Genomic DNA, 13,474 nt, shown 5'->3' with positions numbered 1-13,474 from the left:
AGATCAAATGATTTTGCCATCCTTTATGGTTAATTTTCTGTCAGCCATATTGGCAAGCTCTTGGTTGTGGGTAACAATAACAAATGTTTGTTGGTATTTGTCCCGTAACTCAAAAAAGAGTTTATGCAGATTGTTAGCAGCTTCTGAATCCAAGTTTCCACTGGGTTCATCAGCAAGAATGACCGTGGGGTTATTTATTAAAGCGCGTGCGACAGCAACCCGTTGTTGTTCACCCCCCGATAACTCAGAAGGTTTGTGATGATAACGACCGGAGAGCCCTAAAAAATTAAGCAGTTCTTTTGCTTTTTGTTCAGCATCTTGCTTGGGGATTTTGTTAATATAAGCAGGAATGCATACATTTTCAACTGCAGTAAACTCGGGTAAAAGCTGATGAAATTGAAAGATAAAACCAATATGTTTATTTCTGAACTTAGCCAACTCTTTATCAGAAAGTTTAGAGAGTTCTCTTTCGTCAATTTTCAGATAACTATCTACTTTAGGCGTCATTTTATCCAGAGTACCTAAGATCTGCAATAAAGTTGTTTTCCCTGCTCCCGAAGCTCCCACAATAGCAATAATCTCCCCTTTTTGTATTTGAAGGTCAACACCTTTGAGAACCTCTAGTGAACCATAATATTTATGAATATTTTTTGCAATAATCATACAGAATGCTTAGAGACTGTGAAGGTAAACATAAGAAATTGATGTGACAAACATTATCCCTTGAAAGCATTTTTGACATTGTTCACATCTAAGAAATACACAATTCGCAATGATAATGTATGACGAATAGGCTGTTCAAAGAGATTCTTTAGGCTATCGGAATAATTTAATGTGGAGAAGTCGTCATTATTGAAAATAGCATTTCGATACAATAAAATTGCTTCACTTCCGGGCGCAAACCGCCAGTTAAAGCTCAGATCGAGGTTCCAGATATTAAAATTGGTATTTGGGTTATTTTCAGAAGTATCATAATTAATTTGTGAGCGAGAGCCATCATTATTTAAAATAAAAAACACATCATCACTATAATCAGCAGTACTCCAGAAGTTTCTAAATCGTAAGTTAAGAGCTTTGTATGAATCAAAATTGTAGCTTGCTTGCAATGTATTTTCAATACTTGTAATATCGCGTTGACCTAAAAACACATCGTCATCAATATTTTCGATAAAACCAAAATTCTTATTACTTTTCGTATAACGCGTGCCCCATACTAGCAAAAAGCTATCTGAGAAACGGTAACGTGGTGACACAAATACTGAAAACCGTGTTTGAGGATCTTTGGACCAGTTCCAATATTGAAAATTAGTATCGAATGCAAATTTTTTCCGGTAATCAGTAGAAACAAACCCTCCGAAAGTCACATTAGAACTAAAGGTAACAAAACGACCATCTACTCTGGGTTCAAAATAATCATCTTCTTCTGTGTTATACCGGATGTTAGCGCCAAAACTGAATCGTTTTGGTGTAGCGAAAAAGGCCTCGGCATCCAAAAAATTTTGGGTAACTACACTAGGTTTAAATAGCCTTCGGTGACTGGCTCTTAAAGCTATACGGTATTCATTAAATGTTTTTGTTGGCTTAAATATTTGGTATGAGATACGGCCAAATATATTGTTAAAATTATTTCTAAAAAGTACACCCAAATCATTACTATCATAGTTGTCATCTGCCATGAAATGCCCTAAAAACCATCTGAAATTTCCTTTTGTTTTCTGAAATTCAAGATTGGTGCGTAATCCTGTAGTTACCGTTCCATTCTCTTTGATGCGACTAAGCCTAGCACCTCCTTCAAAACGGTATGAGTTCGACTTGTTATAAATGTCATATAATAATCCTGTTACATTGGCATCCCTGAAACTTCCAGAACGGGTTACGTTGGTGTTGATGAGTGTTATGGATGAATTTTGATTGAATTGCTGATCTAGCACAAAAATGTTATAGTTGCTTATAGGTTCTATGACAACAGAGCGCGTATCTCCAGTAATTGTATTACGGATTTTTGCTTCTGTTTCTGCAGTAATTCCATTAAAAAACCCAATGCCTAAATTGTTTTTGGTTCTACCGGATATTTTCAGAGCGTTTAAAAGGTCAATTTTACTTGGGTTGTCAATTACTTCTTCATTTTCCTCAAGCAGATCGTCAGCATTACCGGTAGGGGCACCTCCTACACGTCTGCTAAAAAATAATCCACCTTTATTAAACAATTCTATACCTTCTGTGAAAAACTGCCTGTTTTCAGAAAATACTTGTTCAAAAGGCCCCAAATTTAATGCCACATTATCAAAAGCAGCCTGTCCAAAATCAGGTATCAATGTAGCATCTAAAGTAAAACTATCACTAAGTCCATATTTAATATCCATACCGGCACTGAAATCCGTTTCTGTGTCGCCATCAAAGTTACTTACGGTACCTTGAGTAAAAGGGAATAAAATAAGGCGAAAAGGAGGGTCAATATCCTTTAGGTTTTCTACAAGACCATTGTATTGTGTCCACAGTCCGACAGATCGATTTATATAATTCCACGTATAGGATTCATTACGATGAATAATTTTTCTAAAAAAATTAACTCCCCAGTTTTGAACAGCAACTTCCGGAAAACGTAACGCATTGTAAGGGATTTTAAATTCAGCATACCAGCCTTTATTGTCAAATGATATATTGGCTTGAAACACTACATTGTAATTGTAATCTTCATTGCCATTCTGTACCCGGGAATCTGCTATGGTTCCGGCGCTTGTGACATAAAAAACCGTTTGATTGATACCATCATTTAACGTGTTTATATTGATAGCAATTAAGTCTGCTTGGGCAGAAGTGTCATCTCTTTGGCTAAATTGCCTTAAGATATTATTCGGATTGTCATCATACATGTAGGCCGCAAAATAAACAGCTTTATCGTCATAAGCCATTTTTATTTCTGTGCGATGCGTTTCAGGTTCATTTTTACCATTATCAGGTGCAAACATTGAGAAATCACCATGAGCAGGTAGTACTTGCCAGATTGAGTCATTCAGAATCCCATCTATTTTGGGAGGCGTATTTATGCGAGTTGCCTGAATTGTTTTTTTCTCATTTTGAGCGTGTATAAAACAGGTCACTATTAATAAAAGGAAAGTAAATAATTTGTTGGGCATCAATTAAAGTTATTTATAGGGCTCAAAAAGAATTATTGACAAATCTAAAAGACTTATATTTTTCAATGTCTTAAGTAAAAGTTAAAAAAAAATAGATTTCCATAACTTTGACATATTATTATGATATGAAAAAAAAAGAACATAATAATATAGCTGTTTTTGCTGGAGGCTGTTTTTGGTGTACAGAAGCGGTCTTTAAAAGATTGAAAGGGGTGACTAACGTAACTTCAGGTTATACAGGAGGTGATGTTAAAAACCCAGCCTATAGAGAAATATGTACCGGTAAAACCGGACATGCTGAAGCTGTCAAACTTACATATAGTTCTGATGATATTGCCTATGAAGAACTTTTAGAGGTATTTTTTGCTACACATAACCCCACTACATTAAATAGGCAAGGAAATGATATAGGTACGCAATACCGCTCTGCTATTTTTTATACAGATGAATCACAAAGAAGAAGTGCGTTAGGGTTTATTGATAAACTGAAAAAGGAAAAGATATTTCAGAGACATATAGTTACAGAAGTAATGCCATTGACTGTTTTTTATGAGGCAGAAGACGTTCATCAAGATTATTATGATGAACATATTAATCAACCATATTGCCAATTAGTAATTCAACCCAAACTGAAAAAATTGAATGAAAAATATACCCACAAATTAAAAAATAAAATTTGATAATGATCACTTCAAGATATTGGTGCCTTGATAATTTTAATCACTCAAACGCTATAAAGATTATGCAATGACTTCTATAACAAAAAATAAATATTTAAAGCTCATATTAAGCCTTATTTTTGATGCTATAGGGTATGTTTCTTTTTTGATTCCCGGTATCGGGGAGTTCTCAGATATTGTTTGGGCACCACTTTCAGGCTGGCTAATGACCCGTATGTACGAAGGAAGAACAGGTCAAATAGCAGGCGCTGTTTCCTTCATAGAGGAATTATTGCCTGGACTGGATATTATCCCTACGTTTACATTAACGTGGATATATACTTATCTAATAAAACCATCACATAAAGTTACAAATCGTCCGTAGATATAACGAAAGTTTTAATAAACCTCACAGGTTTTATAAAACCTGTGAGGTTTATTCTCAACATTAGAAACCTAAAGTTAATCCTATACTAATATTCCTTCCTATGTTAGGGACATTATCAGTCTTTAATCTGGAAAGATGTGCTATATATGTTTTGTCTAATAGGTTGTTAGCACTCAATTGAATTTTTAAGTTATTATTAAAGAAAGGTAACGAGCTTCCCATTCCTACATTTAATAACGTATATCCACTTGTTGGTGTTTCAAAAACGCTTGCTTTCCCTTGCCGGAATACATTAATGAGGGTAATAAAAGCATAATTGTTCTTAAACTTATTAATATTATTAAATTCAACCCTGAATGTGTTGGTTAATGTATTAGCAGGGATCAGTGGAAGGTTATTCCCATTGTCTTGTTTGCCTATAACAGTTTCATAGCTGCTTTCTAAATGTAACCAATCAAGGGGATGTGGATGTAAATGAAAACCAAATTCCCCTCCATATAGCTTGGCATCTTCTTGTCTATAAAGAAAAACAGGGTCATCATCTATAAAATTCCCGTTTGGAAAAAGGAATATAAAATCATTCACTTTATTATAGAACCCATTTGCATAAATTTCAATATGCTCGTTTTTATATTCCAGAGAAATATCTATTTGAAAGTTTTGCTCATTATCCAAGTTAGGATTACCTATTTCAAATCGGTTTGTTCCCTCATGTACCCCGTTTGAGGTTAGTTCAGAAAGGTTAGGAGCCCTAAAGCCAGTTGCCATGTTTAATCGCGCAACCAGATTATCGCTGATGTTCGTTTTGTAGCCAAGGGAAATATTGAAACTGCTAAAGTTTCTATCTAGTGCTGCGATGAAATCCTCATCACCAACTAATCCTTGTTGCTGTGAATCAACATTTCTGTTATCATAACGGATACCAAATTGAAAATCATTTTTATTAAGATGGTAATGTGTGGTCAATAATACTCCAATATCTTTGGTTGTGGCATCAGGAATTAGAATTTCTTCTCCAAAGTTACTATTCTCTTGTAGCATTCCTTGTAAACCAAGAATTGTCTCTAAACCTCCCCATTTAGGTAAGTTATATTGAAAATTATAGCTATATGTGTTCAATTTCATATGTAGAGCAGGACCTTCTTCCGGCTCTTCAGGAAGACCAACTTCCTCCTCATGCTCTTCAAATTCTTTACGGTCGTTAAATATATACCCTAGTGTTATGTCAAGACTACTGTTCTTAAAATAAAACGATGTCTTACTACTAAGAATGTGATTATTGATCTCTTGAAAAGGCAAATCGGGGGATCTTCTTCTAGTTTGAATTCCAACTTCCTCAGGAATTCCTAGTTCAGAATTGTTATAATTATACCGTAATTCTGTCTTAAAATTGCTTAATTGATATGCGACCCCACTTTTAAAATCGTATTCATTAAACCGAGAATTTGTAACAAGCAAATTATTACCGGCTTTATAATCGGTATGTGAAGCATGTGCGCCCCGTAACAAGAATTTGAAATGTTCTCCAGATGTTTTTATACCTGCATTTATTTGATATCCTTCTGTATTAGAATAATAGTAGGTGTTGAAATCACCTTCTGTATCATTGTTGTTTGCAAATCGTTCCGGGTTTAGATAAAGTACCCCTCCCAAAGCATCTGAACCATAGAGTAGGGAGGCAGGGCCTTTAATAACTTCAACACTTTCAATTCCGGCATCATTGATGCCTAACCCATGTTCGTCTCCAAATTGTTGGTTTTCTAAACGGAGCCCTTGTGTATAAACTAGCACACGATTACTACTCAATCCCCTGATTACGGGTTTTCCAATGCTAACACCAGTAGAGACACTCGATACACCGGCAATATTTGCGACTCCTTCTGATAAGGTAACAGCTCCATTTGTTTTTAATTCAGCAATGCTTTTCCTTTCTACCTTCATTACATTTTCACTTTGCAATTTGTGAAAAGGAGTAGAGACAATTACTTCTTCTATTTCTATAGCACTCGGTTGAAGTAATACATTTAAATTATTTTTCCCTTCTTTTATGAGGATTTCTGTGGCGTATGTCGCATATCCAATATAAGATATAATTATTTTATGGTTTCCCAGAGGTAATTTTGAAACAGCATACGAACCATTTTCATTTGTAATACTTCCTTTTTCTAGTAATGGAAAGTACACAGAGGCATTTTCTATAGAACTTCCTGTTGTTTCATCTAGAACAACTCCCTCTAAGCTGTTTTGTGAATAGTTATAAGAAACAACCATTGCTATAAACAGCAATGATATCAATATGTTTTTTTTCATGATTTGTTATTGTTATTAAAAAAGACAGAAATTAATGTTTAAGTTAAATCATGAAATGGAAGGAGGGCCTCTTAGCGAAAAGGGGAGTACTTTAAAACGACTTAGAAATGTATAATAATCCTGTAAATTATGCTTAGGAACATGAAATTTTAAAGCAGTAAAATGTTCAACTGATAAGGATATTTGAGGAGGAAGTTTATAGTTTAAGATGTCACAATCAATATCTTGCTTATGGAAATGGGTTTTTGAATATTCAACGCATGTATGATGGTTGTGATAAGATAATGCATGTACTGCCTGGATAGCATATGGGAAAAGTACTCCTATTGTAAGTATTCCCGAAAAAACAACTATATAGACAGATTTCATGATTTTCAAAACCGAACTATTCTTTAAAAAAAGGCTTAAACCCCATTCGAGACAACATTTTTTTCTCGAATGCCCAGAAAAACTGAAACTGGCCAAATACCCAGCCAAAGAAAATCAATAATACTTGATAAATTGGAAAGATTAACAAAATCCTAACAGGCCAATAAACCCAAGCATTAGTTTCACTTTTTCCCAAACCTATATATTCAGTAACAGGACTTGCAACTTTAGCAGATAAGGAACCGGTTATTGCAAAAACAACCAAGATGATAACCAATTGAAAATTAGAATCAATCCCCCAACGCTTTTTTAATTTTTTCATGCATGCTATTTTACCGTCAGCAAAAATACAAAATCATATCCTAGGGACAAATCCTGAAAGTCGTTGGTTATATTTTCGTTGAAAATACACGAAGTAGTAATACAATTGATAATTAACCTCGTAACCATAATCAATTTGAGGCTCATAGTCTATTTGAAACATATAGAGGTTAGGATTAAACCGGTTTGATTGTAATACACGTTGGTTCCACTCATTTACCCATATCTGGTTTCTGTTTTCCAAATAAGATTGTGTGTAATACCCTCTGGGTTTTGCAATACTATTGAGCCAGTAATTAAAACCAGGTTCAATAATGATAATTTCATATTCCAAACTGTCATTGGCAATATGAATGGTATCTTTCGCATTTTTATTAAAAGCCTCTTTTTCGGCATTAGAAACAACAATACCTGAGGTAGAACAACTCCACAAAACCAAGAAAAAAGCACCTATTATTACTATATATTTCATATTCTAATATACAAAATATCTGTAATAGGTGCAATAATCATGATAGTTTAATGAACCTTTATTTTAAGATGCCAATAATCTGCTCTGCAAGCTCTATACCAATCCGGTCTTGCGCTTCATTCGTAGCAGCTCCAATATGGGGGGTGAGCGATATTTTTGGGTGCATCAACAACTTAATAGCCGGAGTAGGTTCATTTTCATAAGTGTCTAACCCTGCAAAAGCAATTTTCCCATTCTCTAATGCATCCAATAAAGCATTTTCATCAATAACACCACCTCTTGCGGCATTGATGATACCTGTCCCTTGTTTCATGAGGCCAAACTCCTTCTTGCCAATTACATATTCTTTCTGTGAAGGGACATGTAGGGTGATGAAATCCGCATTTTTAAGAACTCCATCAAGAGGTTGTGTTTTGATTTCATAAGTAACCGATTGTCCGTCAAAAAATGTTAATTGAACGGTTCCTTTATCAATAAACTTATCATATACAATCACATGCATTCCTATTCCAATGGCAATTTTAGCTACTTCATTGCCAATACGCCCAAAACCAACGATACCGAGAGTTTTACCTCGTAATTCGATCCCTTTGGCATAGGCTTTTTTTAATTCACTGAATTTAGCATCACCATCTAAAGGCATATTCCGATTGCTATCGTATAAAAAACGCACACCTGAATACAAGTGTGCAAAAACCAACTCTGCTACAGAAGCAGAAGAAGCGGCAGGGGTGTTGATAACGTGCAACCCTTTCTCACGGGCATAGGAAACATCAATATTATCCATGCCAACACCTCCACGTCCTATAATTTTAACACTTGGACAGGCATCAATGAGGTCTTTTCTAACCTTTGTAGCTGACCGTACTAAAATAACATCAATATGATGTTCATTGATGTAATTAATAAGTTGTTCTTGTGCTACTTTGGTTGTGATGACTTCAAAACCTCCTTTTTCAAGGGTTTCTACACCACTTTGCGAAATTCCGTCATTCGCTAATACTTTCATCTGATTGTCGTTTATATATTGTTTTCCAGTTCTTTTATTGCAGCTACCAATACTTTTACACTTTCTATTGACATGGCGTTGTATATAGAGGCACGATAGCCACCAACACTTCGATGTCCGTTTAAACCATCGACTCCGGCATTTTTCCATAGAGAATCAAAAGATTCTTTATGGGATTCATCAACTAAATTAAAAGTCACGTTCATATAGCTTCGGTCTTCTTTGGCAGCAAAGCCCTTGAATAACGGATTCCGGTCTATCTCATTATATAGAAGCTCTGCTTTTGCAGTATTAGTTTTTTCTATCGCCTCAATTCCACCATTATTTTTTATCCATTCCATAGTAAGCATCGAAACATATACCGGAAAGACTGCAGGGGTATTAAACATACTATCTTTGCTGATATGCGTCCGATAATCAAGCAGGGTAGGGATTTTTCGGGATACTTTCCCCAATATGTTTTCTTTTACTATAACCAGAGTAGTTCCTGCAGGCCCCATATTTTTTTGCGCTCCCGCATAAATAAGATCAAATTTTGAAAAGTCTAATTGTCTGGAAAAAATATCAGAGCTCATATCGCAGACTACCGGAACCGGTGAATCCGGAAAACTTTTCATTTGTGTTCCAAAGATGGTATTATTAGAGGTACAATGGAAATAATCAGCATCCTCAGGAACACTATAGCCTTTTGGAATATAATTATAGTTTTTATCCTTTGAAGAGCCTAAAATTGCTACTTCACCAAAGGGTGTAGCTTCTTTGATGGCGTTATTTGCCCAGGTACCTGTATCTAAATAAGCAGCTTTTTTTTCAAGAAGGTTGTGCACAACCATCAAAAATTGAAGACTTGCGCCACCTTGCAGAAATAATGCCTGATAACCTTTTCCTTCGAGTCCAAGTAATTCCAGCGCAAGTGTACGGGCTTTTTCCATGACACTCACAAACCCTTTACTTCTATGGGAAATTTCTATCAAAGAGAGTCCGGAGTCATTAAAATTTAATACTGCATCTGCAGCTTTTTCAATCACTTGACGGGGAAGGATACTGGGTCCTGCACTAAAGTTATGTTTTTTCATAGTATAAAAGCATATTTAAGCTGCAAAGGTCATAAATTTGAGAAGAACTTTTGTTATGAAAACAATAAATATTATGTTAGATTTTTAACAGGAAATCAACAGTATCTATGGCATCTGCATAATCCCATAATTGAGGATGTTGTGTTTTACCAAATGCCACTTCTTTTTTGTCAAACCCAGAAGATACAACACATTGTATTGCTTCTGGGTGTTCATTAAGTTTCTCCTTTAGGCTGTTAACATCACTATAATACTCATAAAAAAGAACCCCGATAGGGGAGGCATATCCGGTATCTTCTTTTAAAATAAGAAAGTTATTATCTAGGATTGGAGTCGAGCCCATTAAGTAAACAGCTTTGTTATAATCATAATTGTTAGCATACTTATGATGGTTAATTATAGTTTTCCAATCATAAAGCGCATTAAAAAGGTGGTCAAACTCATAATTTTCAGGGACAAATATTTTGGAAACATTTCTGCAACCCAGTCCAAAATAACGAAAGATATCTTCTCCTAATGCTTTTAGTTGGGAATTAGATTCATTCCCTGTTAATATAGCGATACTATTCCTGTTTTTTCGGATAATTGATGGTCTTTTAGAAAAATAATAATCAAAATACCGAGCGGTATTATTGCTTCCTGTTGCTATGGCAGCATCAAAATCAGGTAAAATGCCTTCTGTAAAGGTGATTTTATTTTGAAGGTCGGGCTGTACATATTTTAGAAAGTCAGCAATCATTGGTAATAACTGATTGTCGTTGGACGATTGTTTCACAATAACAGTATGTCCGGTAACCAAAACAGAGAGAAAATCATGAAAACCAACCAAAGGTATATTCCCCGCCATTATAATAGCTATGTCTTTACTGGAAGTATTAGCATTGAATGTATACTGGGACAACCATTCATTAAGCGTATTTTCGGTAAGTAGCTCAGCCCATTTTATAATAGCAAAACGTATATTTTCTTCTGTAAACCACCCATTGTGCTTTACTGCGAGTGCTATTTTTTTATCAAATTGATGAAAGAAGAGTTCATTGCCCTTAACATTAGGGTTTTCAACCGTTCCACTGATTTTATATTGCCCCAAAAATTGCCCCAGTTTTACAAAAGCTTTAACGGTATTTTGTAAGTTAGCCATTATATTTGCCTAAAATTGTATTGCGCATTAATTTTGCGTAAAAATATAAAACAAATTGCTATGGCAATCATTATAACAGACGAATGTATTAATTGTGGCGCATGCGAACCGGAATGTCCGAATACAGCAATATATGAAGGGGCAGATGATTGGCGTTATAGCGATGGCACATCATTGAAAGGAAATGTCGTTCTACCTGACGGTAAAGCAGTAGATGCTGACGAGGCACAAGCACCTATTTCTGATGAAATCTACTATATAGTCCCTGATAAATGTACTGAGTGCAAAGGGTTTCATGACGAACCCCAATGTGCAGCAGTATGCCCGGTAGATTGTTGTATCCCAGACGAAGACCATGTGGAACCGGAAGAAACCTTATTGGGAAAACAACAGTTTATGCACCCAGAGTAATTTTATGTTTTTTTTATTTTAGGAGAATTATTCCTTAAGTTTTGCTTATAATTTAGCGTTTACTACCTCCCAAACACCAATGACAATTATCATACCCACTTTTCTTCAGATTATCAATAAGAGGGCTAATTAACTCTTTGTTAGATGGAAGCATTTTTGTTACCCAGATACAACTATCCAGGTGTAATTCCATGGTATTGGTGTTACCAATCAAATTGCATATTATGACCTTGATAGAATTGCTTAAGTAATATATAGACCCTTTTCTTCTAACTATTTGAAAGGAGTTTTCGCCGACAGGAGTATGCCAGAAGGGTTTAAGTTCAACAATTGTATCTTCATCTTCAACATAAATAATAGCGTCTACTTCATTTCCATTTAACAAAAAGATATCATTTGAATCTGATACAAATTCACCTAAGTTAATTTTCATTGACTCAGAAATTATAGCTGTCTTAATAGGCTCTTCAATAGCAGGTAAGATAAAGGTCTCACATATAATGAGATCAGTATTATTACTGTAATATTGAGTGCCGCTTAATACTGAAAGATTTTTTTTGCCTGTTGTTATATTTTTTGGTATTTGAACTGTTAAACTATTATTTATATAATTTGGAATGATTTCATGTTGATCGATAACAACTTTGTCTCCTTTGTGGAATTTTCCATGAATTGTTAGTTCTGCTCCTGTTGGTACATATTTTTTATCACAAGAATTGATGAATGGTGTAACGAGAAAATTGGTGGTGATGTTTTTGCCATCAAAAGTCACATGGAGTTTTGACTTGCCAGGGTTAATGTCTTCCGGGATATTAAAATTAACAGTGCTTCTATTGTCTTTATCCCAGGTGATATTAATTTTTTTCTGGTTAATTTTAATAGATACGGAAGGTTTGTTTTCAGGGTATGGTTGAAAGGTAATGTGCATTTGTGACCCTGGGTTTCCATATGTGTTGCCCCATTCAATAGTTGATTTCTTATCCAATTCAATACTTGATGACCTCCCTAATTCAATACCTGAAAAATGCTTATGCACTATGCTTAAGACCCAATCCTGGTACTTTGTCGGTAATGGAGTGTGCTCCCTGGTTTCGATGTCATATTGATCATAAGGGCTTTCTAATGGAAGTTTTTTAAGTTTAAAATCTGAATGATCTGCTCTGTCCCCGGTATACTCATAACCAGGAGCTATAGCTCCGTCAACAGCACAGCCAATGGGATAGTCCTTATACGGAATGAGATCTTCAAGAAAATAAGAAGCAAGCATTTCAGGAGAAACCAAAAGTCCGGCAATCAATTTACCAATCCCTTGGTAATCGCGCTCAAAGACATTGTAATGTATGTCTCCTGGAGCTCTAAGTATGGGGAAATAATATTTAGAACTCCCGGCGTGGAGGTTCCCTATTTTCCATCTTCTGTTTTTTTCCAATATGGCATTTTTCCAATCTGCCCAGTTTACAACCCAATCATCTTTTTCTCCTGGTTTTATTACGGGGTCAAGAGTTACCACTATGGTTTCTTTGCCATAATTGTTCATTTTAATCCATTCGGCTAGTCTGAGAGAGAACATACCTCCTCTGCTAAAACCTGCTATAAAAAAACGTAAAGATGAACAATCACCTATAGTATCCAAAATTTCTTTAAGCCTACCACAAAACTTTTCAAAGGACTTTGTGTTTTTTCGAAGCGATTTTTCCCAATCATATTTAGCGTTCAATACATCAATAATTAAATCATTAGCTCCATATTCATCATACAGAGTAGAAGCCACGTTTTTATGTTCAGAAGATGAAGTGTAAATTTTATAGTCCCCTTTCCAAGTACCACTACCTCCTGCAACCCCTTCACCTTCTTCTTTTTCGCCTATTCTGTCTATACCACACAAAGCCCTTCCGAACCAACCATCTACATCATCATTTGTGCGTAATTCTAAAGTTTGTTGCCCATTTATAAGGATGAAGATATTTTTGGGAGGCATCTCAGACACTTTATTTATAGCATCTTCGAGATTAAAATCCTTGACCATACTCAGAATTGAAAAGGTAGGTTCATCACCTCTTCTTCTATCATTGTTATATATCTTGGAAGGAAAATACTTTGACATGGCCTTATTTTTGTAGGTTAATAAATTCTAATTTTTGCAGATAAAATCTACTATAAATATATAAAAAATCATCTAAA

Annotated in this window: 13 protein-coding genes; 3 read left to right on the top strand and 10 right to left on the bottom strand. The window is 35.1% G+C overall.

Features of this window, described 5'->3' with window-relative positions:
• Window positions 1-3: 3 nt before the first annotated feature.
• Complete coding sequence (locus tag WBG21_RS00975; protein WP_340073869.1) at window positions 4-663, bottom strand: ABC transporter ATP-binding protein; 660 nt, start codon at window positions 661-663, stop codon at window positions 4-6.
• 53 nt (window positions 664-716) lie between these two features.
• Window positions 717-3,137, bottom strand: a complete 2,421-nt coding sequence (locus tag WBG21_RS00970; protein ID WP_340073867.1) for a DUF5916 domain-containing protein — start codon at window positions 3,135-3,137, stop codon at window positions 717-719.
• A 125-nt stretch (window positions 3,138-3,262) separates the two neighbouring features.
• Here WBG21_RS00970 and msrA point away from each other — a divergent pair, with 125 nt between their 5' ends.
• Window positions 3,263-3,817, top strand: coding sequence for a peptide-methionine (S)-S-oxide reductase MsrA (gene msrA, locus WBG21_RS00965; RefSeq protein WP_340073864.1), 555 nt, complete (start codon window positions 3,263-3,265; stop codon window positions 3,815-3,817).
• A 67-nt stretch (window positions 3,818-3,884) separates the two neighbouring features.
• Window positions 3,885-4,181, top strand: coding sequence for a hypothetical protein (locus WBG21_RS00960; protein WP_340073862.1), 297 nt, complete (start codon window positions 3,885-3,887; stop codon window positions 4,179-4,181).
• 63 nt (window positions 4,182-4,244) lie between these two features.
• On the opposite strand, the gene WBG21_RS00955 is transcribed toward WBG21_RS00960, so the two are convergent.
• The 7 genes from WBG21_RS00955 to WBG21_RS00925 all read right to left on the bottom strand — a co-directional run bounded on the left by WBG21_RS00955 (window position 4,245) and on the right by WBG21_RS00925 (window position 10,882).
• Window positions 4,245-6,494, bottom strand: a complete 2,250-nt coding sequence (locus WBG21_RS00955) for a TonB-dependent receptor (RefSeq protein WP_340073860.1) — start codon at window positions 6,492-6,494, stop codon at window positions 4,245-4,247.
• Window positions 6,495-6,542: 48 nt separating this feature from the next.
• Window positions 6,543-6,863 (bottom strand): hypothetical protein, encoded by a 321-nt coding sequence (locus WBG21_RS00950; RefSeq protein WP_340073858.1) that lies wholly within the window; start codon window positions 6,861-6,863, stop codon window positions 6,543-6,545.
• 16 nt (window positions 6,864-6,879) lie between these two features.
• Window positions 6,880-7,185, bottom strand: a complete 306-nt coding sequence (locus WBG21_RS00945; protein WP_340073856.1) for a DUF6787 family protein — start codon at window positions 7,183-7,185, stop codon at window positions 6,880-6,882.
• Between the two features lie 33 nt (window positions 7,186-7,218).
• Window positions 7,219-7,656: a DUF6146 family protein gene (locus tag WBG21_RS00940; protein WP_340073854.1), complete on the bottom strand. Its 438-nt coding sequence runs from the start codon at window positions 7,654-7,656 to the stop codon at window positions 7,219-7,221.
• A gap of 58 nt (window positions 7,657-7,714) precedes the next feature.
• Complete coding sequence (locus tag WBG21_RS00935) at window positions 7,715-8,665, bottom strand: D-2-hydroxyacid dehydrogenase (RefSeq protein WP_340073852.1); 951 nt, start codon at window positions 8,663-8,665, stop codon at window positions 7,715-7,717.
• 11 nt (window positions 8,666-8,676) lie between these two features.
• Complete coding sequence (gene serC / locus WBG21_RS00930) at window positions 8,677-9,741, bottom strand: 3-phosphoserine/phosphohydroxythreonine transaminase (protein ID WP_340073849.1); 1,065 nt, start codon at window positions 9,739-9,741, stop codon at window positions 8,677-8,679.
• A 76-nt stretch (window positions 9,742-9,817) separates the two neighbouring features.
• Window positions 9,818-10,882: an acyl-CoA reductase gene (locus tag WBG21_RS00925; RefSeq protein WP_340073846.1), complete on the bottom strand. Its 1,065-nt coding sequence runs from the start codon at window positions 10,880-10,882 to the stop codon at window positions 9,818-9,820.
• A gap of 60 nt (window positions 10,883-10,942) precedes the next feature.
• On the opposite strand from WBG21_RS00925, the gene WBG21_RS00920 reads away from it, so the two are divergent.
• Window positions 10,943-11,293, top strand: a complete 351-nt coding sequence (locus WBG21_RS00920) for a 4Fe-4S dicluster domain-containing protein (RefSeq protein WP_340073843.1) — start codon at window positions 10,943-10,945, stop codon at window positions 11,291-11,293.
• Window positions 11,294-11,345: 52 nt separating this feature from the next.
• Here the strand turns inward: WBG21_RS00920 and WBG21_RS00915 are convergent, their stop codons facing one another.
• On the bottom strand, window positions 11,346-13,397 hold the full coding sequence (locus WBG21_RS00915) for a hypothetical protein (RefSeq protein WP_340073841.1): 2,052 nt from the start codon (window positions 13,395-13,397) through the stop codon (window positions 11,346-11,348).
• Between the last annotated feature and the right edge of the window lie 77 nt (window positions 13,398-13,474).

The sequence above is a fragment of the Leptobacterium meishanense genome (assembly GCF_037645805.1).
Taxonomy (GTDB): Bacteria; Bacteroidota; Bacteroidia; order Flavobacteriales; family Flavobacteriaceae; genus Leptobacterium_A; species Leptobacterium_A meishanense.
Note: the sequence above shows the minus strand (reverse complement) of the source record. Positions and strands in the feature narration are given on the sequence as shown.

Coding starts and splice junctions, on each gene's coding strand:
- WBG21_RS00935 (WP_340073852.1), bottom strand. CDS start 8,665: ATGAAAGTATTAGCGAATGACGGAATTTCGCAAAGTGGTGTAGAAACC.
- WBG21_RS00920 (WP_340073843.1), top strand. CDS start 10,943: ATGGCAATCATTATAACAGACGAATGTATTAATTGTGGCGCATGCGAA.
- serC (WP_340073849.1), bottom strand. CDS start 9,741: ATGAAAAAACATAACTTTAGTGCAGGACCCAGTATCCTTCCCCGTCAA.
- WBG21_RS00925 (WP_340073846.1), bottom strand. CDS start 10,882: ATGGCTAACTTACAAAATACCGTTAAAGCTTTTGTAAAACTGGGGCAA.
- msrA (WP_340073864.1), top strand. CDS start 3,263: ATGAAAAAAAAAGAACATAATAATATAGCTGTTTTTGCTGGAGGCTGT.
- WBG21_RS00940 (WP_340073854.1), bottom strand. CDS start 7,656: ATGAAATATATAGTAATAATAGGTGCTTTTTTCTTGGTTTTGTGGAGT.
- WBG21_RS00950 (WP_340073858.1), bottom strand. CDS start 6,863: ATGAAATCTGTCTATATAGTTGTTTTTTCGGGAATACTTACAATAGGA.
- WBG21_RS00975 (WP_340073869.1), bottom strand. CDS start 663: ATGATTATTGCAAAAAATATTCATAAATATTATGGTTCACTAGAGGTT.
- WBG21_RS00945 (WP_340073856.1), bottom strand. CDS start 7,185: ATGAAAAAATTAAAAAAGCGTTGGGGGATTGATTCTAATTTTCAATTG.
- WBG21_RS00955 (WP_340073860.1), bottom strand. CDS start 6,494: ATGAAAAAAAACATATTGATATCATTGCTGTTTATAGCAATGGTTGTT.
- WBG21_RS00915 (WP_340073841.1), bottom strand. CDS start 13,397: ATGTCAAAGTATTTTCCTTCCAAGATATATAACAATGATAGAAGAAGA.
- WBG21_RS00960 (WP_340073862.1), top strand. CDS start 3,885: ATGACTTCTATAACAAAAAATAAATATTTAAAGCTCATATTAAGCCTT.
- WBG21_RS00970 (WP_340073867.1), bottom strand. CDS start 3,137: ATGCCCAACAAATTATTTACTTTCCTTTTATTAATAGTGACCTGTTTT.